The following is a 21,467-nucleotide window of genomic DNA, read 5'->3' as shown; positions in this document are numbered from 1 at the left end:
TACGCTCCAGCACCTGTTCCCAGGAACTGTAGCTGTCCAAAAAACGCACCAACTGCTCATCCACTTCGGCCAGGTGCTCAACCGCCTCATGCGGCGAGACGTGCAGCTTGTGGTCGTTCTCCGGGAGATAGATCAGGGTAAAATCCGGCTGTTGGCCGCTGTTGATCACTTCGATCAGGACGTCAATGGCGTACGTATCGTTGATGCCGTACCCCTTGGCGGCAGACTGGGCCCAATTCCACACAATCGGGCGAAACAGGGCAGGGCGGACCAGCGTGCCCAGGCTCATGATCGTGGGGCCGCTAGCTTTTTCGCGCAGGTTGAAGCGGGTAACGGCATCCAGCACGGGCGGCATGTGCACCTTGTGGCGTTTGTGCCCGCGGTGGGCAATCACGTTGATCGAGCCAGAGACAAGCCCGTTTTCCTCCAGCACCTCGTGTATCGTCTTTACGTCCCGACTGAGGTGGCGTTCGTTCAAGTCGAACAGCACGTTTTTTGCGCAGTGTTCAAAGCCGAGTTTTCCAACCGAAGCGGTTCCGTTTATGTAGTTGATCATCTCGTTCGTCTCGGGATCGTACCAGACCAGTCCCGGCACCTTGTGCTGATCGGGGTATACACCCGTGATAAGCGAACAGTCGACGGAAGCGGTCATGGTCGGAAACACGGTCACGCAGTCCGAAATGTACTGCCCCCGCTCCATGAAAAACTGCAAACCGGGCGCTTTCCCCATCGCCACGCATCGCTCCAGCACATCCGACATCATGGAGTCGATGAGGAAGAGGAGAACTTTTTTCATCCGTCTGTCTTCCTTGTCCGTTAGTAGTTGTCGCACATGTTAGTGTTTGTCTTTTCATGTGCTCTATACAAAAAGGAAAAGCCCTGCCGAAGAATGGTCAAGACCCCATTTTGTAGACACTTAAAAAACCCCCGGCCGTTAGGCCGCATGCTGACGCCTGTACTCGACTGGCGTCAGCTTATTTAATTTGATTTGCAAACGCTCTTCATTGTAAAAACGAATGTACTCCTCAATTCGTCTTTGCGCTTCATCCAGACTTCGAATATCATAAGGATAGAGAGCTTCTGCCTTTAAGTGCGAGAAGAAACTCTCCATAGGGGAATTGTCTAAACAATTGCCCCTTCGCGACATGCTGATTCGGGCGTCAACCTTTTGCAGCATGTCGTGGTATGCGTGGGACGTGTACTGGGAGCCTTGATCGCTGTGTACGATCAGTCCAGTCACGTCCTTATGCTTTTCAAATGCTTTCCGAAACGTCTCCAGGACAAGGGCATTGTCATTGTGTAAGCTCACATGGTGCGCCACGATTTCGTTGTGAAACAAGTCTTTAATCGCTGATAAGAAGATACGTTGATCTCCTACACGAAACTGGGTAACATCGGTGACCCACTTCTGGTTTGGTTTCTCGGCTGTGAAGTCACGCTTCAACAGATTTTCGGCAACACGACCATCAGATTCAGCCGCTCGATACGTGCTCCGATACGCTCGCTTGCCACGAATAATGGCTTTCAGCCCAAGAATTTGCATGAGTCGTAACACCTTCTTATGATTCACAACCTTGCCGTATTGACGAAAGAGTTCCGCTTGAATTCTTCGATACCCATATATTCCTTTTCGTTCATCATAGATGGTTTGAATCTGCTGTTTCAGTTCTCCGTCTCTATCCCACTCCTTCTGTGCAAGATACCGATAATACCCACTCCTCGATACACCAAGAAGTTTGGAGAGTTCGGTAATCGGGTACAACGCTGCGACATTCTCCATCACACGATACTTTTTTCTTACACCTCCCGCATCCAGATTTCCAAACACTTTTTTAGAATTTCGTTCTCCCGTTTCAATTTTTTCACATGTCGATCTTGATCGATGTACGCTGTACGTCGTCCACGCTGATCCAAAAGACCGAACTCCCCAAGTTGTTTGTATTTCCGCATCCACTTTTTTACTCGATCCTTATCCTGGATTTCTAAATGCTCAGTGATCTGTCTGTATGTCCACTTCTCCTCTACATGCAATCGTATTGCCTCCATTTTCAACGACAAAGGATAATGCTTGAACTTTTGACCTTTGATAGCCATAAAAAATTCACCCCTTAAAGTAACATCGGTTTTCCCAAGGGGTTTTTCCAATGTCTACTTTAAGGGGTGCACTCTAGAAGGCAGGGGCTTCAAATTCATCGGGACGCGGCCGGTATTGGCGCCGTGTAGACGAGCACCGGCTCGTCGTTGATTTGTTGCAGTTTAAGCGTTTGGTGCCGCTGCAGGTACGGAGCGATCGGCACGTACTCCTGCTCCCCGACAGCGGCCTCGCCGAGCAGCGTGGAGAGAACGGCCGTCCTCACCAGCCACTGGCCGTTTTCCCGTTTGAACAAGGGATCGACCGCAGGAAACGCGATGCCGTTTATCACCGTGTCGCCGTTTTCTTCCGTCAGGCGATACGTCTGTACATGAAGCGATCGCAGGGCTTCCACAACCTGTGCCGCGTAGTCCTCCACCGCAAGGTCCGGCTCCAGACCGACGTGATTGACCACGGTGTGCTTGGGAGTAAAGTACTCGTGCAGCGTCAGCTTCAGCGCATCCCCGTTGGACAGCGGAATGATCTGTTGTGCGCTGCCTTTCCCGTAGGTTTTGCTGCCCACCAGCACGGCAATGCCGTGTTCGCGCAGGGCCCCCGCCACCAGTTCGGATGCAGAGGCAGTCCCTTCATTGACGAGTATGCGGACAGGATACCCGACGTTTCGGCCGTTGCGAACCCAGGTCTCTACTTCCACGCCGTTGCGGTTGGTCGTGTACATCAACAGACCTTCTTCCATGAACAAGCTGGCCACGTCACGAGCAGTGGACAGGTAACCGCCGCTGTTGTCGCGCAAATCCAGGATCAGCCCTTTCAAGGGGCGAACGCGGGAAAGCTGCTCCAGCTTGTCACGAAGCTGTACGGCCGCTGCCGATCCGAAGGTGGACAGGCTGACGTAGCCAATCGCGCTGCCTTCAAACAGGTCTCCTTCCACCTCGGGCATCGTCACGGCAGCCCGTTTCAGGCGGACCTGTTTTTCCCGTTTTTCCGAAGGGCGGTAGATGGTCAAAACGGCTTCGCTGTCTTCTTCTCCTTGCAGCAAGGCGAATGCTTCCTCAAAACTTTTGCCCTTGAGGGACTTGCCGTCTACTGCCAGCAATTGATCTCCTTTCCGCAGTTCGGAAGCGGCAGCCGGCGATCCCGGCACGATGTCACGGATCACCAGCAGTCCATCCAGCATCCGCAGACGGAAACCAAAGCCGACAAACTGGTTTTCGACGTCCGCCGCAAACACCCGTAACTCGTCCCGGGTGAAATACATCGTGTGCGGGTCGTCCAGCGTGGCAAGCATCCCGTCAATCGCCCAGCGGTTCAGCAGCGATTGATCCAGTCGTGCGGTACGCTGCCATTCCGCCAACCGCTGCACCATCTCCGGCAGCGTGTCGTCATCCTCCGAAGGTTTCAGCGTCAGGTGGGCTTGTTTGCCTGCCTCCTCGCTGACGTGACTGAGCGCTCCCTGTACCAACTGCTTGGCAGTGGGCTTGGTCAAATGATTGTCCAGTACATATTGAAATACTTCTGCTGTCACCGCAAACGGCTGTTCCTCCGCCTGCACGGGGACGGAAACGGCCGTCAGAACTGCGGCGAGCAGGCCCATGATCAAGCGCTTCATCGTGTCGCCCCCTTCACCGCTTCGTCCGGAATGCGCACATGCACCTCATAGGGGAAGGAATACGTTTCCTTGCCCGCAAAAGCCACGTACTCCTCGGTATCGTAAATCTCTTCATAGCGCCAGACCCGCTGCACCAGCAAATCCGTGTCGCGGTCGATGTAGTACTTGTTCATAAACACCGGGATCTGCTTCACCTTGCCGGCCTTAAACGAGCGGTTCTTCACCTGCTCCACCAAAGCGGGCCCGGGAATCCACTCGGTGATGACGTCGTAACGGCCGAGTGACTGCTTGAAATAGCGGGCGTGCAGGAGTTTCGCCCGTTCCGCGACGCTGAGTTCGGGTACCCATTCGTAGAGGAAATCAGCCTTGCCAATGCTGCTTTTTTCCCAGACTCCGCGTTCAACGTCTCGTTCGTAATGCAGTTTCTTACGGAGGTCCGTATAGCTCTCCCACTTGTCCAGCACGAGCTGCTGCGGGGACTGGAAGATACCGGACGTGTGGCCGATCCGTTCGCGTTGGTCCACTTCCTGTGTGTACTTCAACAAAAAGCCGCGCAGAACGGCCTCCCCGCGAGCGATGTAGCCGTCCTTGTTGTCCATCCGTTTGAATGTATGCGCAAGGTCCGTAATCAGCGAAGGCTGCTGCCGCAGCACAGCCAACTCCTGGGACAGCAGCTGCGCCAACTGCTGGACTGCGTCTGCCGCATCGGAGATGTCCGGACTGGCCAGCAACTTCTCCGCTTCATCCAGTCGGTTGGTTTCCACCAGATAGTACACCGCGTTGAGCAGTGCCTCCGTCTTTTTGTCGGCAAACGAGCGGTAGCGGGCCAGGGCTGCTTCCGTTTTGCCGCTTTTCACTTCCAACGCGGCCAGGTAAACGGCCAGCGATTGCCATTCTTCGGAACCTTGCCGCACTTTCGGTTCGTAGCTGCCCAGACGCTCCAGGATCTGCCCGTACACCGCAGGGTCTTCTGCCCCCATTTGCACCGCGATGTCGTAGACGTTGGCACAGAGCAGGCGAAGCGTGTCGGGCAGAATGATCTTGTCGGCGAAATACGCGTCGATGGCCAAAAATGCCTGGTCCAGATTGTCCGCAAGCGTGGTCCCCGAATTCCAGCTCAGGTAGTAGTGCACACCGACCTGGTTGTCAAACGTGGACCCGGCCAGACGCTCCAGGTCTGCAAACGTCTCCTCGCTGTCTTCGTGGTTGCGGATCGCTTCCACCGCTTGGACAAATGTCTCTTCGTCCTTGGTCAGCTGATTGGTGTAAGCCGCGAACATCGGAAACAGTTCCTGAATCTCCGGAATCGCAGGAAACTTTTGGCCGTTGTAATCAAGCAGCGGCAGCAGCAAGTCCCCCTGCATGGAGGCGAGCAGCCGGTCGGCCACGACGGCAGCCTCACCCCGCTTCAGCTTCTGCTCCGGCCGACCGTCCATCCAACCAGTTTTGGAAATATTCTGCCAGGCCTGCTCCCCGTCTGTGCCCATCGTGTACATCTGCAGCAGTTTGGCCGCTTCCTCGCGGGTGATAGGCTGGTTGGGATGCAGTTCCTTGCCGGGAAACACCTGTTGAATCGCCCCGGGGCCGTACAGGCGCTCCAGCAAAACAGAGACGCGCAGGATCGGATCGTACATCCAGGTCAGCCGGTCCACATCCGCGTATGGCAGATACGGCTCGTCAAACCCTTCTCCAAAGCCGTACGCCTCGTGTTCGGACAAAAAGGTGAGCGGGTACAAATGAAGCTGTCCCAGTTCGTACAACCGATCCATCAAAGCGAGAAACTCGGCCCGGCTCATCTCCCGTTCCGGATAGAAGCGGTCAATGCCGGCGCCTGCCGCAAACAGGCCGGCCTTCACCCCGCGAACAATCGCTGCTTTGGCCCAGTGCTTCCCGATGTCCTCGTACGGGACTTCGCTGGCGCGGGCGGTCACTGGGGCAAACAGCACCGAGGCGAGCAACCCGCACGCCATGATTTGGATAGTTTTTCGCACAAAAATCCCCCTATCGTTTTACTCACACGCACCTTCCGCAAGCCGTATCGGCGCTCCGCCTGCGGTCAAACAGCCGGCTTTCCGCCTGTCGGCGGGCGCGCGCGGCCTGCCTATACAAATTGGAACGGATCCGTGTGTACGGAGGAAGGAAATACTTCCGTCTGGTAGCCGTTTGCTTTTAATTTTTCCGCCAGATAGGAAGCCAGCTTCTCTTTCATGATTTTTTCAATGTTGTGGCCGGCGTCTATGATAAACAGCCCCTCCGCCTGCGCGTCGTGAGCAGTATGATAGCCGATATCGCCCGTCACGAACACGTCGGCTCCGCGAAAAATGGCTTTGGACACAAACGAGCTGCCATCCCCGCCAACCACGGCCACTTTGCGCACAGGGGCGTCCAGATCGCCGACGACACGAACGCCGGTAAGCGAGAAACGCTCCTTGATCTGCTCCGCCAGCTCACGCAGTGTCACGGGCTGCGTCAGCTTGCCGATTCGGCCAATACCCAACCGGGTGCCGGACGCCTCCAGCGGAATTACGTCGTAGGCAACCTCTTCGTACGGATGGGCGGCCAGCATCGCCTTGATCACGGCTGCCTGACGGGAAGCCGGCATTACTGTCTCCAGCCGGACTTCTTCCACCCGCTCCAGCGTACCCTGCTGGCCGATGTGGGGATTGGTTCCCTCCCGCGGCAAAAACGTTCCCGTTCCTTCCACCTGAAACGAACAGTGACTGTAGTTGCCGACCCAACCGGCTCCTGCCTCGGATACGGCCTGAAACACCGCGTCCCGATGGGAAAGCGGGACGTAGACGACCAGCTTTTTCAACGGCTCCTGATAGCTGACGTCCAGCACCTCCACATCGCTCAGACCGATCGCTTCGGCCAGCCAGTCGTTCAATCCGCCGGCGGCAGCGTCCAGGTTGGTGTGTGCCGTATAGACGGCGATGTCGTGTTTCAAGAGTTTTTCAAAGACCCGCCCGGCGGCCAGATCCGTGCGCAAGTGCTTGAGCGGCCGGTAAATCACCGCGTGGTGGGCAACGATCAGATCCACTTTTTCGGAGATGGCTTCGTCGACGACCTCCTCCAGCACGTCAAGGGCCACCATCACTTTTTTTACCTGCTTGTTCAACGTCCCGACGTGCAGGCCAATCTTGTCCCCTTCCACCGCCAGCGCTTTGGGGGCCAACTGCTCCACGTATTGGATTACGGTTTGTCCGTGTGCAAACATGCGATCACCTCGTCTAACCATTCCAGTTCTGCTTCGATCTGCCGGGTCCGTTCCGCCGCCTCCGGCTTGCGCGACCGCTGCAGTTGGGACAGCACCCGCTGCCACTTGTCCCGCTCCTGCTGCCACTTTTTCAGGAGGATCGGCGACTTTTCCTCCCACAGGAACGGACCGATGCGCAGCAGTTCGTCCCGGCTGCGCTCCTTCCCTTCGTACGGCTTGACCGGCTCGCCCCGCTCCGCCACAAGGATTTCGTAGATGATGCCGTCTTCTTCCAAAATGGATTCCGCCACCAGCTGCCAACCGTTTTCCAGCAGCCAGCGGCGGACGAGTTCTTCTCCCACATTGGGCTGCAGGATCAGGCGCTGGACTCCCTCCAGCTTGTCAGTCCCGGCTGTGAGTATCGAGACAATCAATTGACCGCCCATGCCGGCGATGCAGACTGCGTCCACTTCGCCCGGGCGAAGGACCGACAGCCCGTCACCCTTGCGCACCGACGCACGGTCCCGCAACGCCAGCGTCTGGATTTGCCGGAGAGCCGCTTGATACGGACCTTCGTTCAGCTCTCCGGCGATCACGAACGAAGCGATGCCCCGCACAAGCAAATAAGAAGCCAGTAACGCGTGGTCCGAACCGATGTCGGCAACGCGGACTCCCTGCGGACAATAGCGGGCAATCGTCTCAAGCCGCTTGGAAATGATTAATGATGATGTCATACCTGTTCTTCACCTTCCATGTCCTTTATTCTACCCTATTTCTCCAAGATTGCCCAATGCAAAAAAGCACGAAAAAACCCCGCCTTTTGACAAGGCAGGGAACACGTTCGCCACTCCATTAACAGCCGATTTCTCGGGCGATCACATTTCGCAGGATTTCCGAAGTGCCTTCGCCGATTTCCAGCAGACGGGCGTCGCGGAAGAAACGCTCCACCTGGTATTCCCGCATATACCCGTAGCCGCCGTGGATCTGGATTGCCTGATGGGTGACGGCCATCGCCACTTCCGACGCGTACAGCTTTGCCATCGCCGCTTCCTTGGTGAACTTTCGGCCGCTGTCTTTCAGCCAGGCAGCCTTGTACACCATATTGCGGGCCAATTCGATCTGCATCGCCATGTCCGCCAGCTTGTGCTGGATGGCTTGGAACTTGGAAATGGACTGACCGAATGCCGTCCGCTGCCGGGCGTACTCCAACGCCTTGTCGTACGCCGCCTGGGCGATACCGACAGCCATCGCGCCGATCCCGATGCGCCCGCCGTCCAGCGTGATCAGGAACTGCTTGAAGCCCTCGCCCTGCTTGCCGAGGATGTTTTCGTCCGGCACGCGAACGTTTTCCAAAATCAGCTCCGTCGTGTTGGAGCTATGCAGACCCAGTTTTTCGTAGTTGGCCAGCACCGTGAAGCCGGGCGAATCCGTCGGTACAATAAACGCGGTGATACCCCGCGAGCCTTTTTCTTTGTCTGTGACGGCCGTCAGCGCGACAAATTGGGCGTACGAGGCATTGGTAATGAAGCACTTCGACCCGTTGATCAGCCACCCGTCGCCGTCCCGCACGGCAGTCGTTTTCGTGCCGCCCGCGTCCGAACCGGCGTTCGGCTCCGTCAGGCCAAAGGCGCCCAAGCTCTCGCCGGAGCAGATTTTCGTCAGGTACTTCTGCTTTTGCGCTTCCGTGCCAAACAGGGCGAGCGGCGCCCCGCCCAGCGAGATGTGGGCCGAATAGGTGATCCCGGTCGAACCGCACGCACGGCTCAGTTCTTCGACGACAATGGCAAAGCTGACCGTATCCGCCCCCGCACCGCCGTACTCCTCTGGAAACGGCAGCCCGAGCAGATTCAGCTCGGCCAGCTGCTTGAAAATCTCAACGGGAAACGTCTTGGTGCGATCCCGCTCATCCGCTCCCGGTGCCACTACTTCATCGGCGAACGAACGGATCATGCTTTTTAGCATCCGCTGTTCTTCCGTCAGGTCAAAGTGCATGGTTGTCCGCCTCCTTGCAAGCGATTTTTACTCGATCATCAAGATGTCACCCATTCTGACTGAGCGTTTGTTCAGATGGTATCTCCATTATACATCAGCAAACTGTCGGATGTGTATGTTTTTTCAGAAAAGTATTGATCGAGAAAACAAAAAAAGCGCGCTCACCGCCTGCGCGCCCCGATAACAATTCCCGCCATGAACGAGAGAATGCCCAGAATGTATCCAATATTATAGGTCGGAACGTTGACCACTTTGGCAAACGTCTCGACGCCGAAGAACACGGCGGCCAACACGATGAATAGCAATACCCGCCATTTGGTATCCACACACTTCACCTCGCACGTTGCATGTAGCCCAATCGTACACCTTTTTTGTCCACCGGCCAAGCAGGCTCTACAGTCTGAGCCACTGAAACCAGTAGGACCGCGTCAGAAAAAACAGCACGGAACTTGCGAATACTTTGACAAACAGCAGGAGCTGGATGACGTCCTGCCGAGCCTGTGGGATGTAGAGGGACTGAATCTCCGCGCCAAACCAGATGATCATGCCGCAGACGGCGAGAACGCCTGCCCACTTCGGTTGACGGCCGTGCAGCAAAAATCCGAACCCGGTCATCAGGCAGGCAATCGGCACCCAGTACAGTTCCGCCCGCCACCAGGCATACCCTGTCCCCACCCGCTCAAGCGTGGCCACTCCATACACCAGGCTAAGTCCGATCAGCCCGCAGTACAGCAGATACTCATAACCGAACAGAAACGCGCTGGCGCACCACAGCAGACAGACGACGGCGAGGTACGCGAGCAGGAGCGAAAGTGACCCTTCCCACTGATTCAGGATGTAGACCCCGCCGAAAATCAGCAACAGGGACGACAGCCCCAGCAACAGATGGGGCAAAGGTGTGGCAGACCGACGGAAAACGAATGCCAGTATATAGAAGAGAACCACAAAAAAGGTAAAGATGGCAATTTGCATTAAGGGGGTGAAACGGTTAAAATGGAAAGCAAGTAAGATCATTCCTGCAAGCAGGCAGGCGCCCAACAGCCAGGCCAGGATCATCTTCCCCGATACGGGATGGTTGCTCCCGGACACGTACGGCCGCGTTGTTTTCGTCCCTCCCGCAGACGCCGAAGCAGATCCTGTTCCCTTCTCTCCTTCTTTGCCAACGGCAGCAGGAGTTGGCGGACGATCTCCTTCGGTGTACAGATTCAACAAGAAGATGCAGTAATGTTCAGGCAGCAGGTTGTTGCGCCGCCAGTTTTCGATCTCGGCGATGATGATGCGTTTGCGCCGATCGTCCAACGCGAGCCCCTCCTCACGACAGGTACTATGGTGGAGGGCAAACTGCAGCAGCCGTGGGCGCGTATCGTTTGCCCGTTGGAAAAAGAAAAGCCTACGCCGGCTTCACGTAGGCCACTTACTACCTATATCGGTTATTCGAGGAAATCTTTTAAGCGTTTGCTGCGGCTCGGATGGCGAAGTTTGCGCAGGGCTTTCGCTTCGATCTGGCGAATCCGCTCACGGGTCACGCCAAACACCTTTCCTACTTCTTCCAGCGTGCGGGTGCGACCGTCATCCAAGCCAAAACGCAGACGAAGCACGTTTTCTTCGCGATCGGTCAGCGTATCCAGCACGTCTTCCAATTGCTCTTTCAAGAGTTCGTAAGCGGCTGCGTCAGACGGTTCCAGCGCATCCTGGTCTTCGATAAAGTCGCCCAGATGGGAGTCGTCTTCCTCGCCGATCGGCGTTTCCAGCGACACCGGTTCTTGTGCGATCTTCATGATCTCCCGCACTTTTTCCGGCGTCAGATCCATTTTTTCCGCGATCTCTTCCGGCAGCGGCTCTCGTCCCAGTTCCTGCAGCAGTTGGCGGGATACGCGAATCAGCTTGTTGATGGTCTCCACCATGTGAACCGGAATGCGGATCGTGCGCGCCTGGTCGGCAATGGCGCGGGTGATGGCTTGGCGAATCCACCAGGTCGCGTAGGTGCTGAACTTGTATCCCTTGCGGTAGTCGAATTTCTCAACGGCTTTGATCAAGCCCATGTTACCTTCCTGGATCAGGTCGAGGAACAACATGCCGCGACCGACGTAACGCTTGGCGATGGATACCACCAGGCGCAGGTTGGCTTCCGCCAGACGCCGCTTGGCCTCCTCATCCCCCTGCTCGATTCGCTGTGCCAGTTTGATCTCCTCTTCGGCGGAAAGCAGAGGAACACGACCGATTTCCTTCAGATACATGCGTACAGGGTCGTTGATCTTAATTCCGGGTGGTACGGAGAGATCGTCGAAGTCGAACTCTTCGGTGTCCTCGTCTTTCATGATCAAATCGTCCACATCGTCGTCGTCATCGCTGTCGTTGTTCAGCTCGATTCCCTGATCGCTCAGATATTCAAAGAACTCATCCATTTGGTCCGAGTCCTGCTCAAATCCGGAGAGGCGTTCCATGATTTCCTTGTATGACAGCGCACCGCGTTTTTTACCCAACTCGACCAACTGTTCCTTCACTTGTTCAATGGACGCTGCTTCCAAGTCTGACGTGATGTTTTGTTTGTTCATCTACTATCCCTCCTTCCCCGGGAATGATCGGATGCTACCCTTCCTTTAAAGCATTTTCCAATTCAAGAATCTTCATCCCTATGACGGCTGCTTGAATTTCCAGTTCTCTGCGCGCTTCCTCGCTGTCTGCGGAGGAGGCTTGGAGGTGCAGGCTGCGTTGTTCTTCCCGCAGTCGCTCCAGCTCGGCGCGCTTCGGGTAGTGATTCACTTGCTTGATGTAGTCCCCGATCTCTTGATCAGATACCTCTTCTTTACACTCCATCATCGCCAATCCCGAGGCTAATTGCTTTAACGATTCATCTTGCAGGTAATGGATAAACTGTCCAGGGTCTTCCGGATGTCCTTCTGCGAAGTAAGCGTACAGATAGGCAGCCAGCGCGTCGTGTTCATCCACCTGAAAAGAGGCATTGCACTCTGTCTGGACGCGTTCTGCAATGTGCCGGTTTCGCATCATGTAGTACAGCAGCATGCGCTCGGCCGTATGGTAAGCGGGCGGCAGTGTTTTTGCGCGCGTAACTTTTCCATTATTTATACTATTATTCCATGCTGGCGATACTTTATCCCTGTGGCTGTTATTTTTTTGCTGTTTGTACAGCCGACGGGCCTCCCACTTGAGCGTGTCAAGCGAGATTGAGTATTCTTCCGCCAACTGCCGCAAATACAAGTCCCGCTCTACCGGGCTGTTCAGTTCGATGACGATGGCAAGCGCCTTTTCGATGAACCGCGCCTGGTCTGTCTCATCCTGTATTACGTGGCTGGCGCGCAAATGTTTCAAGCGAAACGCGGTCACCGGCATCGCCTGCAGCAGCACCTGCTGCGAAAACGCCTCCGGGCCGTGCTGGCGGATGTAATCGTCGGGGTCTGTTCCCTGCGGCAGCGGTGCCACCCGCACGATCAGTCCGGCCTCCTGCAGGATGTGAATCGCCTTGGCCGTCGCCTCCTGGCCGGCAGCGTCTCCATCGTAGCAGAGGACGACCTGTTCCACGTTGCGGCGGATGATCCGCGCCTGCTGCTCGGTCAGTGCGGTCCCCAGTGTGGCAATGCCCTGGTGAAAACCGGCCTGCCATGCCGAGACGACATCGACGTAGCCCTCAAACAGCAGCGCCTGCTTTCGCTTTCGCATGAAAGGACGGGCCCGGTGCAGATTGAACAAGTTGGCGCTCTTGTTGAACAGCGGACTTTCCGGGCTGTTTAGGTACTTGGGCTGTTTGGCCTGCTGCCTGGATGCAGAAGCGGTTTCCAGCAGCCGGCCGCCAAAACCGATGATGTTTCCCTGCGAATCGTGGATGGGGAACATGATCCGTCCGCGAAAGCGGTCAAAGATGTTGCCTGTTTCACTCTTGACCAAGAGCCCCGCTTCCACCATCTGGTCCAGGGAAAAGCCGCGCTTTTGCAGAAACTGCGTGACGAAATCCCACGAATCGGGCGCGAATCCGATCTGAAAATCCGCAATGGTCTGCGGCGAAAGGCCGCGCTTCGACAGATAGGTCATCGCTTCCTTTCCGTAGGGCGTTTCCGTCAGGACGTAATGGTACAGTTTGCCGACCAATTGGTGGGCCGAAAGCATCGCCTGCTTGGCCCGATTCTCCGGCGGATCGTCATCCTCCTTGGCGTGCGTCATGGGCAGTTCAATCCCTGCGCGTTCCGCCAGCTTGTGCAGCGCTTCGGGGAAGGTCAACTGCTCCATCTTCATTAAAAAGGAAAAGACATCTCCGCCTGCCCCACAGCCAAAGCAATGAAAAAACTGTCGCTCCGCGTTGACGTTGAAGGAGGGTGTCTTTTCCGAGTGGAACGGACACAGACCGACGAACGACCGCCCACTTTTCCGGAGCTGAACGTATTCTCCCACCACGTCCACGATATCCACAGCGGCACGGACTCGGTTCACAAAATCAGCTGAATAGGGACCAGCCATGTCTTTCCACCTTTTTAGAGAATCGCACAATGAGGATATTTAGTTCGTCAAAATTCGTCATTTTCCTGCTGGGAAATGCACTCTTTTCTACTTTTCCACATTTCCGCAGACAATAAACGCCGCGCAGCCGCATTCAAAAAGGAAGGACGGCTATCTATTCTTCTACAAGAAACGCCAAAACCCTTTTTTTCTTCTACTTCTTTTCGCCACGCAGCTTGTTTTTGCGAATGATTTCCAGGATGATGTTGGCCGTCTCCTCCACAGCCTTGTTGGAGACGTCAATCACCGGGCAGCCAATCCGCTTCATGATCCGCTGCGAATACGCCAGTTCTTCGTTGATCCGTTCCAGATTGGCGTAGTTGGCCTGTGCGGTCAGGCCCAAGGCCTTCAGGCGCTCGGTGCGGATGCTGTTCAGCTGCTCGGGGTTGATCGTCAGCCCGACACAGCGCTCCGGCGGGAGTTGGAACAGTTCCTCCGGCGGTTCCACTTCCGGCACGAGCGGTACGTTGGCCACCTTCAGCCGTTTGTTGGCCAGGTACATCGAGAGCGGCGTCTTCGACGTGCGGGAAACGCCGATCAGCACCACGTCAGCGCGCAAAAGTCCGCGCGGGTCACGGCCGTCGTCGTACTTGACGGCAAACTCAATGGCGTCCACCTTGCGAAAATACTCCTCGTCCAGGCGGCGAACCAGACCCGGTTTGCCAATCGGCGGCTCGTTGAGCATCACCTGCAGGGAGTTCATCAGCGGCCCCATTACATCGACGATAGGAATGGCGTGCAAGGCGGCCTGTTCCAAAATGTACGCCTTCAGTTCGGGCACCACCAACGTAAAAACGATCATCGCTTTCGATTCCTTGGCCGAAGCGATGATTTCGTCGATGGATTCCTTGTCTTCTATATAGGGGTACTTGTACACGTCGATCGCGAAACGGTCGAACTGGCTGGCCGCTGCACGGACGACCAGCTCGGCGGTTTCGCCTATGGAATCAGAGACGACATAGATGAGCTGTGCTTGTTGAACCATGTGTATCGCTTCTCCTCCTAGACTTTCGATTCGCTGCCCAATTCCACAAACGCCTTGGCGATCGTCGTCTTCGTCACCCTGCCCACCAGCTCGTAATTTCGGCTGTCCTCTCCCTCGGCGGGACGGACAACGGGCAGCGAGTCGATCTGAAAGTCGATCAACTTTTTGGCGGCCGAATACAGGGTGTCCTCCGGCTGACAGGTAACAATGTTCGGCATGCGGGTCATGATGATCCCGACCGGCACGTCTTCCAGCGATTTGTTGCCGAGCGAAGCGCGCAGCAGGTCCTTGCGGGAGAGAACACCAGCCAGATAGCCTTTCTGGTTGACGACGAACAGCGTGCCTACGTCTTCCAGAAACAGTGTGACGATCGCGTCGTAGGCGGAAGCCGATTCGGAAACAACGATGGGCATCGCCTTGTAGTCATTGACGAGAAGCTTGTGAAGCCGTTCACTTATGACCGAGCCGGCAGGTCTGCCTGCATAAAAATAACCGACACGAGGTCTGGCTTCTAAATAACCGGACATCGTAAGGATTGACAGGTCGGGACGCAGCGTGGCCCTGGTCAGGTTGAGCCGCTCTGCGATCTGTTCGCCGGTAATCGGTCCTTCATCCTTAACGATCTGTAAGATCTGCTCTTGGCGTTTGGTAAGCTCGATGACCAATCCCCCCGGTTCATGTCTGGTACCTACCCCTAGTATTACTCTATTCGCACAGATTTTCCTTCTTTCCGCGGGAAAAAAGCTCGCCCCCGCCGGGCAGGCGGAGGCGTGTGCAGCCAGTCATCAGGCAAAAACCAGTTTGGAAAAATCGGCATATGCGCCAATCAGGCGGGAGATGTTGAGCAGGAGCGCCAGTCGGTTGCGGCGGACGGCTTGATCGTCAGCCATGACCATGACGGCGTCGAAGAACGATTGGATGGGCTCGCGCAGCTGGGACAGTGTCGCCAGCACCTGAGCCTGATCGTCGAGGTCCGTCACCTGCTCACGCACGGACAGATACGCCTTGTACAGGGTGCGTTCTGCGTCCTCGGTGAAGACGGCTTCGTCGATCGCGTCCCCCTCCGCTTTTTGTGCCAGATTGCCGGCCCGGTTGAACTGTTCCACGGTCAGCTTGAAGTCGTCCGATTGTACCGCTGCCATCAGCGCTTTCGCTTTGGCCAGCACGTCCGGCACCAGCGCGATGTCCGCCGACAGCACGGCGTCGATTACATCGTAACGAATCTGGTCTTCCTGCAGCGCATTTTTCAGTCGCAGCGCGAAGAAATCAGCCAGGTCTTTCTTCACCTCATCCCGATCGCGCTTGGTTACGCCCTGAGCGGCATAGATGTCCAATGCGGCATCCCACAAGCGGTCCAGCGGCATATTCCAGCCGCGATCGAGCAGGATTGCCACGATTCCCGCCGCCATCCGGCGCAGTCCGTACGGGTCCTGCGAGCCGGTGGGGACGATGCCGATGGAGAAGCAGCCGACGATCGTGTCCAGCTTGTCCGCGATGCTGACAGCTGCACCTTCGGCAGACTGCGGCAGTTGGTCGCCGGCAAAACGGGGCAGGTAGTGTTCGAAGACACCCCGCGCCACCTCGTCGCTTTCACCTGCCTTGCGGGCGTAATCCTCGCCCATGATGCCCTGCAGTTCGGGAAATTCGCCCACCATGTTGGTCACCAGGTCAAACTTGGCAATCTCCGCGATGCGGTCCACGCGGGCGGCCTCCGCATTGCCCAGCTCCAGCTGACCGGCGATACGGCCTGCCAGATCGCGAATCCGGCGCACCTTGTCGCCGATCGTCCCCAGTTCTTCGTGGAAGACGATCGTCTCCAGCCGCTTCAGGCAGCTGTCGATCGACAGCTTTTGATCCTCCTCATAGAAGAAGCGGGCGTCGGACAGGCGAGCGCGCAGCACTTTTTCGTTTCCTTTGGCCACGTTGTCCAGCGCGCGGCTGTCGCCGTTGCGGACTGTGATAAAGTGGTTGAGCAGGTTGCCAGCCCCATCCTCTACCGGGAAGTAGCGCTGGTGCTCGCGCATCGAGGTGACCAGCACCTCGCGCGGAATGGAGAGAAATGCTTCGTCAAACGTGCCGTACAGCGCAGTCGGATACTCGACCAGATGAACCACTTCGTCCAGCAGGCCTTCATCCATCGGCACGCGCCAGCCGTTTTCCCGCTCCAATCGGTGAATCTGCTCAAGGATGGAACGGCGCCGTTCGTCCGGGTCGACGATGACGTGCTGTTCCGACAGCTTGGCTACGTACTCGCCCGGATGGGTCAGCGCCACGTCCTGACTGCCGAGGAAGCGGTGGCCGCGCGTCACGCGTCCCGATTTAACACCGGCGATCTCCATCTCGATCACGTTTTCACCGAAGAGGGCCACCAGCCAGCGGATCGGGCGCACGTACTTCAGCTCATACGCGCCCCAGCGCATGTTTTTCGGGAACGTCATGCCGGCGATCACATCAGCCAGTGCGGGCAGCAGTTCCTTGGTTGCTTTCCCGGCTTCCGACTTGCGGGCAAACACGTACTCGACGCCGTTCACGTCCTTGAAGTAGAGCTGATCGACGTCTACGCCGTTGCTGCGGGCAAAACCCTGCGCCGCCTTGGTCCAGTTGCCGGACTCGTCCATGGCGATTTTGCGGGCCGGTCCTTTCGCTTCGTCGTTGCGGTCCGGCTGTTTCTCCGCCACTCCGCTCACCAGAACGGCAAAGCGGCGCGGTGTCTCGTAGGAAAAGACCGCGTCGTAGGGAAGGCGTTCCGCCGCCAGCCATTTTTCCACCTTTTCCTTCAACTGCGCGGCCGCTCCGGCGACGAAGCGGGCCGGCATTTCTTCCGTACCGATCTCCAGCAACAAGTCGCGCTTACTCATCTGCGTTCACTCCTTCCTCACGGCTGGACGCGCTGTTGTGCGCAGCCGCCTCCTCGCTCGATTGTCCTTTTTTCAGCAAGGGGAAGCCGAGCCGTTCGCGCTCTGCCAGATAGGTGTGAGCCACTTCGCGGGACAGGTTGCGGACGCGGGCGATGTAACCGGTCCTCTCCGTCACGCTGATCGCCCCCCGCGCATCCAGCAGGTTGAACGTGTGGGAGCACTTTAGCACGTAGTCATAGGCCGGAAACACCAGCCGCTCTTTCATCAGGCGCTTTGCTTCCGCCTCGTAGGTGTTGTACAGATTGAACAGCATGTCCACGTCGGACAGCTCAAACGTGTATTTGGAATGCTCGTACTCCGGCTGCAGGAAGACGTCGCCATAGGTGTAGCCGTTGACCCACTCCAGCTCGAAGACATTTTCCTTTTCCTGGATGTAGGACGCGAGGCGCTCCAAGCCGTAGGTGATCTCCACCGCCACCGGCTTGCATTCCAGTCCGCCCACCTGTTGGAAATAGGTGAACTGGGTGATTTCCATGCCGTCCAGCCACACTTCCCAGCCCAGGCCCCAGGCGCCAAGCCCCGGGTGCTCCCAGTTGTCCTCGACAAAGCGGATGTCGTGTTCCAGCGGTTCAATGCCCAGTTCGCGCAGACTGTCCAGGTAGATGTCCTGAATGTTGTCCGGCGACGGTTTCATGATCACTTGGAACTGATGGTGCTGGTACAAGCGGTTGGGGTTTTCCCCGTAACGGCCGTCGGCAGGCCGGCGGGACGGCTCCACGTAAGCCACATTCCACGGCTCCGGCCCGATCGCGCGGAGAAACGTCATCGGGTTGAGCGTGCCGGCCCCTTTTTCCACGTCGTACGGCTGCACAATCAAGCAATTTTGTTTTGCCCAAAAGTTTTGCAGCGTCAAGATGATGTCTTGAAAGGTCTTTTTCATGGTTCGTTCCACCTCCTGAAGGTAACAAAAACTCCAAGCGAAGCCTGCACAGCACGATCAGGCGTGAAAGCGCCCGTGTGCCATGGCCCCTGTTGGAAAGGACGCTGGTCTGCCGAATCAGGCCGCAGCTTAAAAAAAGCCGCTCCCCCCTGATTCAGCAAAAAACCTCCCGCCGCCTACACCGTGTCTTCCACAGTGTAGGGACGAGAGGTTATCCCGCGGTTCCACCCTACTTGACGAATCGGCATACCGGCCTCATCGTCCGCTTTTGCTGTTCACCTTGCTCCGGAACGCCGTTCATCGACATGACTACCAGGCTTCCACCCTCCCCGGTTCGCTACGTGAGAAGACGCGACGCCTTCTCGATCAGCCAGCGGTCGACTACTCCTTTCCTTCACAGCAACGGTCGATATCACATTTGGTACTTATCATAGCGAAAAGCAAAACGGATGTCAATGCAGATCCACATGACATTCCGGCCGGCTACAAGCCGATGTTTTCGATCTGATCCAGAAACGCCCGACTTTTCAGCCGCAAATCGAGATGTTGGTCCAAAAAGCTGCGCAGCACGTGTTTGAGCTGGCTGCGCGTCGCGGGTTTCACTTCAATCTCGCCCAGCCGCTCCAGATCAAACACCTGAAACAGGCGAAGCAGCTTCCAGACCGACGGGGTGACGGCGATTGCATACGGGTCCTGCGGAAGGCAGACGGGACAGATGAGTCCTCCCTGCGACACGCTGATCGCATATGGCTCCCGCTCCGCCCCGCAGCTGGCACATCCCGACAGGTGCGGGGCAATGCCCGCCACCCGCAGCATTTTTGTCTCGAAGATCCGGCAGAGAATTTCCGCATCCCTGCCTTCATCCAGATAGCGAAACAGCAGCAATACCATGTGAAACAAAAAAGGATTGGCTTCCCGTTCATCCGTCAACCGGTCCAACAGCTCCGCTATGTACGCGGCATAAGCCGTGGCAGCCAGGTTTTGCCGCAAGTCCCGGAACGACTCCACGATCTCTCCCTGGGACAGGTCAGGCATGCCGCTTCCAGGCCCTGCCTTGCACAGATAGTATCCATGGGTAAACAGTTGGGAGACGGCCCCCAGGCGGCTTTTCGGCTTTTTCGCGCCGCGGGCCATGATGCCCACTTTGCCGTGCTCCCGCGTAAACAACGTCACCACTTTGCTGGACTCGCCATAGTCCACGCTGCGGATGACAATGCCTTCCCACTTTACAAGCATGCGTGTGTTTCACCCGGCTCCTTTTGGGCGAATTCAAACGTGTCCTCCTCGTCGGCAGTCGTTTGAAGGTGTTCTCTGTAGAGAAGGTAAGCATGGATGTCACCGGTCGAAGCGAAATATTTCCAAGAAAAGTCACGAAGCATGAAGCATCATCCTTTCTTGTTTCGGCTGAATCCACTTCCTTCTTAGATTCACCTGCGCCCGTTTTTCTATGCCATGGAAAAATTGACACCGCTATTCTTCATCGTAAAAACCAAAATTGCGCAGCATTCGCTCCTGATTGCGCCAGTCTTTTTTCACCTTGACCCACAGTTCCAGAAACACCTTGTCCCCCATCAGCCGCTCGATGTCCAGACGGGCGCGGCGGCCGATTTCCTTGAGCATCTGCCCTCTCTCGCCGATCAGGATGCCTTTCTGCGAATCCCGCTCGACGTAAATGGCCGCGTAGATGTACAGGGTCTTTCCGTTTTCGCCCCGCTTCATTTCTTCAACCGTCACGGCGATCGAATGGGGCACCTCTTCGCGGGTCAGATGCAGCACCTTTTCCCTGATCAATTCGGCCACGATGAAGCGCTCGGGGTGGTCGGTCACCTGGTCGGGCGGGTAGTACATCGGCCCTTCTTCCATCTCGTCAAAGATGGCCTGGATCAGCGGCCCGGTGTTGTTCCCCTCCAGAGCGGAAATCGGGATGATCTGTTTGAACTCGTACAGCTTCCGGTATTCGTCGATGATCGGCAGCAGTTCCTCCGGGTGAACCTTGTCAATTTTGTTGATCACCAGAAAGACGGGAGTTTTTACCTGCTTGAGCCGCTCAATGATGTAATCGTCACCCGGCCCCCGTTTTTCCGTTGCGTCGATGACAAACAGCACCAGGTCCACTTCGTTGAGCGTGTTTTCCGCGACGGCGACCATGTAGTCGCCCAGCTTGGACTTGGGCTTGTGAATCCCCGGCGTGTCCAGGAAGATGACTTGTCCCTGCTCTGTCGTGTAGACGGCGGTAATCTTGTTGCGCGTCGTCTGCGGTTTGTTGGACATGATCGCAATCTTCTGGCCGACGATGTGGTTTAACAGCGTGGATTTCCCCACGTTGGGCCTGCCCACAATGGAGACAAACCCGGATTTGAAACCTTTTTTCGTGCGATTATCCACGTAAATCCTCCTTGGCAAACGCCCCGGGAAGCAGGGCGGATACTGTTGTTTCTGTCACGTCACCGTTCATGTTGGCAAGGATGACCGGCATGTCGGGCGGGCACAGCTCCGCCATCACCTGCCGGCACGCGCCGCAGGGAGAGACCGGATTCGGCGTGTCAGCCACCACGGCGATCGCCTTGTAACGGGTATCCCCTTCGGAATACGCCTTAAACAGCGCGGTCCGTTCCGCGCAGTTGCACAGCGGGAAGGAGGCGTTCTCGATATTGCAGCCGAGATACACCTTGCCGCTGTCGGTCAAGAGTGCCGCTCCCACAGGAAAGTTGGAATACGGCACATACGCCAGCTTTCTCGCTTCTTTCGCTTGCTCCAGCAGGGCTTGTTTATCCATGTTCATCATCACCGTTCCCTCGCCAATCAATACATTTCAATACATATGTAGTGGGTAAAGCAAACGCGAGGCACCCGCCGGCCTGCAGGCGGTGCCGCAGAGCCGCACCAGGCCAGTCCTCCTGTTACACGGCCAGCCATACCGTGAGTTTCCCCCAGAGCGGTGGGCCGAAAACAGCGACGCCGATTACGACGGACAGGACAGCCGCCACCAGGACGGCACCGGCACAAGCGTCCTTGGCCGTTTTGGCCTTCGCGTGCCACTCGGGGGAGGACAAATCGACTGCTGCCTCCAGGGCGGTATTGACCAACTCGAGCGCCCACACCAGCGCGATAGAAAAAAAGACCAGCAAAACATCGCCGCGAGGAATGCGCAGCCACCACGCCGCCGCCAGCGCCAGCACGGCAAATGCGACGTGGATTTGCATGTTTCGCTGTGTCTTCACGGTTTGGACTATGCCTTGCAGGGCATAGGAAAAGCTGCTGACCAAACGGCGCCACTCTTTCAAAC

21 protein-coding genes (1 of these 21 only partly in view) are annotated in these 21,467 nt (G+C 56.7%); all 21 read right to left on the bottom strand.

Going from position 1 to position 21,467, the window contains the following annotated elements; all coding sequences use genetic code 11:
* Positions 1-796 carry the 5' portion of an alkaline phosphatase family protein gene (locus tag IRT44_RS12690; RefSeq protein ID WP_171565299.1) on the bottom strand. 686 nt of this gene lie to the left of the window's left edge, so only the first 796 of its 1,482 coding nucleotides appear in the window; it begins with the start codon at positions 794-796; its stop codon lies off the left edge, out of view.
* 138 nt (positions 797-934) lie between these two features.
* Positions 935-1,780, bottom strand: coding sequence for an IS3 family transposase (locus tag IRT44_RS12685; protein ID WP_230076700.1), 846 nt, complete (start codon positions 1,778-1,780; stop codon positions 935-937).
* A gap of 17 nt (positions 1,781-1,797) precedes the next feature.
* Complete coding sequence (locus IRT44_RS12680; RefSeq protein WP_230076701.1) at positions 1,798-2,094, bottom strand: helix-turn-helix domain-containing protein; 297 nt, start codon at positions 2,092-2,094, stop codon at positions 1,798-1,800.
* Between the two features lie 95 nt (positions 2,095-2,189).
* Positions 2,190-3,701, bottom strand: a complete 1,512-nt coding sequence (locus IRT44_RS12675) for a S41 family peptidase (RefSeq protein WP_171565300.1) — start codon at positions 3,699-3,701, stop codon at positions 2,190-2,192.
* Positions 3,698-5,692 carry an S-layer homology domain-containing protein gene (locus tag IRT44_RS12670; RefSeq protein WP_230076764.1) on the bottom strand — a complete coding sequence of 665 codons (1,995 nt, stop codon included), beginning with the start codon at positions 5,690-5,692 and terminating at the stop codon, positions 3,698-3,700. The genes IRT44_RS12675 and IRT44_RS12670 overlap by 4 nt, the downstream gene beginning before the upstream one ends.
* Before the next feature lie 110 nt (positions 5,693-5,802).
* Positions 5,803-6,918: a Nif3-like dinuclear metal center hexameric protein gene (locus IRT44_RS12665; protein WP_212132398.1), complete on the bottom strand. Its 1,116-nt coding sequence runs from the start codon at positions 6,916-6,918 to the stop codon at positions 5,803-5,805.
* Positions 6,894-7,631 carry a tRNA (adenine(22)-N(1))-methyltransferase gene (locus tag IRT44_RS12660; protein WP_230076763.1) on the bottom strand — a complete coding sequence of 246 codons (738 nt, stop codon included), beginning with the start codon at positions 7,629-7,631 and terminating at the stop codon, positions 6,894-6,896. Before IRT44_RS12660 ends, IRT44_RS12665 begins: the two co-directional genes overlap by 25 nt.
* Positions 7,632-7,749: 118 nt before the next feature.
* Positions 7,750-8,889 (bottom strand): acyl-CoA dehydrogenase, encoded by a 1,140-nt coding sequence (locus IRT44_RS12655; RefSeq protein WP_212132399.1) that lies wholly within the window; start codon positions 8,887-8,889, stop codon positions 7,750-7,752.
* 161 nt (positions 8,890-9,050) lie between these two features.
* Complete coding sequence (locus IRT44_RS12650) at positions 9,051-9,215, bottom strand: hypothetical protein (protein ID WP_171565305.1); 165 nt, start codon at positions 9,213-9,215, stop codon at positions 9,051-9,053.
* A gap of 67 nt (positions 9,216-9,282) precedes the next feature.
* Positions 9,283-10,188: a hypothetical protein gene (locus IRT44_RS12645; protein ID WP_230076762.1), complete on the bottom strand. Its 906-nt coding sequence runs from the start codon at positions 10,186-10,188 to the stop codon at positions 9,283-9,285.
* A gap of 131 nt (positions 10,189-10,319) precedes the next feature.
* Positions 10,320-11,444 (bottom strand): RNA polymerase sigma factor RpoD, encoded by a 1,125-nt coding sequence (gene rpoD, locus IRT44_RS12640; protein WP_171565307.1) that lies wholly within the window; start codon positions 11,442-11,444, stop codon positions 10,320-10,322.
* Positions 11,445-11,478: 34 nt separating this feature from the next.
* Positions 11,479-13,359 carry a DNA primase gene (dnaG, locus tag IRT44_RS12635; protein WP_171565308.1) on the bottom strand — a complete coding sequence of 627 codons (1,881 nt, stop codon included), beginning with the start codon at positions 13,357-13,359 and terminating at the stop codon, positions 11,479-11,481.
* 193 nt (positions 13,360-13,552) lie between these two features.
* Positions 13,553-14,383, bottom strand: a complete 831-nt coding sequence (locus IRT44_RS12630; protein ID WP_249178960.1) for a pyruvate, water dikinase regulatory protein — start codon at positions 14,381-14,383, stop codon at positions 13,553-13,555.
* Between the two features lie 17 nt (positions 14,384-14,400).
* Complete coding sequence (locus tag IRT44_RS12625) at positions 14,401-15,048, bottom strand: transcriptional regulator CcpN (RefSeq protein ID WP_029097288.1); 648 nt, start codon at positions 15,046-15,048, stop codon at positions 14,401-14,403.
* 120 nt (positions 15,049-15,168) lie between these two features.
* Entirely contained in the window at positions 15,169-17,241 is a 2,073-nt protein-coding gene (gene glyS / locus IRT44_RS12620; RefSeq protein WP_212132400.1) for a glycine--tRNA ligase subunit beta, read from the bottom strand.
* Complete coding sequence (gene glyQ / locus IRT44_RS12615; protein WP_171565310.1) at positions 17,234-18,181, bottom strand: glycine--tRNA ligase subunit alpha; 948 nt, start codon at positions 18,179-18,181, stop codon at positions 17,234-17,236. The genes glyS and glyQ overlap by 8 nt, the downstream gene beginning before the upstream one ends.
* Positions 18,182-18,664: 483 nt before the next feature.
* Positions 18,665-19,417: a DNA repair protein RecO gene (gene recO / locus IRT44_RS12610; RefSeq protein WP_171565311.1), complete on the bottom strand. Its 753-nt coding sequence runs from the start codon at positions 19,415-19,417 to the stop codon at positions 18,665-18,667.
* On the bottom strand, positions 19,408-19,560 hold the full coding sequence (locus IRT44_RS12605; RefSeq protein ID WP_171565312.1) for a YqzL family protein: 153 nt from the start codon (positions 19,558-19,560) through the stop codon (positions 19,408-19,410). The genes recO and IRT44_RS12605 overlap by 10 nt, the downstream gene beginning before the upstream one ends.
* Positions 19,561-19,651: 91 nt before the next feature.
* Positions 19,652-20,566 carry a GTPase Era gene (gene era, locus IRT44_RS12600; protein WP_171565313.1) on the bottom strand — a complete coding sequence of 305 codons (915 nt, stop codon included), beginning with the start codon at positions 20,564-20,566 and terminating at the stop codon, positions 19,652-19,654.
* Entirely contained in the window at positions 20,559-20,957 is a 399-nt protein-coding gene (locus tag IRT44_RS12595; protein WP_171565314.1) for a cytidine deaminase, read from the bottom strand. The genes era and IRT44_RS12595 overlap by 8 nt, the downstream gene beginning before the upstream one ends.
* Before the next feature lie 124 nt (positions 20,958-21,081).
* Complete coding sequence (locus IRT44_RS12590; protein ID WP_171565315.1) at positions 21,082-21,465, bottom strand: diacylglycerol kinase; 384 nt, start codon at positions 21,463-21,465, stop codon at positions 21,082-21,084.
* Positions 21,466-21,467 lie beyond the last annotated feature (2 nt).

The organism is Brevibacillus sedimenti, from assembly GCF_020923495.1.
GTDB lineage: Bacteria > Bacillota > Bacilli > Brevibacillales > Brevibacillaceae > Brevibacillus > Brevibacillus aydinogluensis.
Note: the sequence above shows the minus strand (reverse complement) of the source record. Positions and strands in the feature narration are given on the sequence as shown.

What these genes read in the sequence shown, in the direction of transcription:
- IRT44_RS12605 (WP_171565312.1), bottom strand. Translation starts at nt 19,560, where the DNA reads ATGCTTCGTGACTTTTCTTGGAAATATTTCGCTTCGACCGGTGACATC.
- IRT44_RS12630 (WP_249178960.1), bottom strand. Translation starts at nt 14,383, where the DNA reads ATGGTTCAACAAGCACAGCTCATCTATGTCGTCTCTGATTCCATAGGC.
- IRT44_RS12595 (WP_171565314.1), bottom strand. Translation starts at nt 20,957, where the DNA reads ATGGATAAACAAGCCCTGCTGGAGCAAGCGAAAGAAGCGAGAAAGCTG.
- dnaG (WP_171565308.1), bottom strand. Translation starts at nt 13,359, where the DNA reads ATGGCTGGTCCCTATTCAGCTGATTTTGTGAACCGAGTCCGTGCCGCT.
- IRT44_RS12675 (WP_171565300.1), bottom strand. Translation starts at nt 3,701, where the DNA reads ATGAAGCGCTTGATCATGGGCCTGCTCGCCGCAGTTCTGACGGCCGTT.
- IRT44_RS12685 (WP_230076700.1), bottom strand. Translation starts at nt 1,780, where the DNA reads ATGGAGAATGTCGCAGCGTTGTACCCGATTACCGAACTCTCCAAACTT.
- rpoD (WP_171565307.1), bottom strand. Translation starts at nt 11,444, where the DNA reads ATGAACAAACAAAACATCACGTCAGACTTGGAAGCAGCGTCCATTGAA.
- IRT44_RS12665 (WP_212132398.1), bottom strand. Translation starts at nt 6,918, where the DNA reads ATGTTTGCACACGGACAAACCGTAATCCAATACGTGGAGCAGTTGGCC.
- glyQ (WP_171565310.1), bottom strand. Translation starts at nt 18,181, where the DNA reads ATGAAAAAGACCTTTCAAGACATCATCTTGACGCTGCAAAACTTTTGG.
- IRT44_RS12655 (WP_212132399.1), bottom strand. Translation starts at nt 8,889, where the DNA reads ATGCACTTTGACCTGACGGAAGAACAGCGGATGCTAAAAAGCATGATC.
- glyS (WP_212132400.1), bottom strand. Translation starts at nt 17,241, where the DNA reads ATGAGTAAGCGCGACTTGTTGCTGGAGATCGGTACGGAAGAAATGCCG.
- IRT44_RS12660 (WP_230076763.1), bottom strand. Translation starts at nt 7,631, where the DNA reads ATGACATCATCATTAATCATTTCCAAGCGGCTTGAGACGATTGCCCGC.
- recO (WP_171565311.1), bottom strand. Translation starts at nt 19,417, where the DNA reads ATGCTTGTAAAGTGGGAAGGCATTGTCATCCGCAGCGTGGACTATGGC.
- IRT44_RS12680 (WP_230076701.1), bottom strand. Translation starts at nt 2,094, where the DNA reads ATGGCTATCAAAGGTCAAAAGTTCAAGCATTATCCTTTGTCGTTGAAA.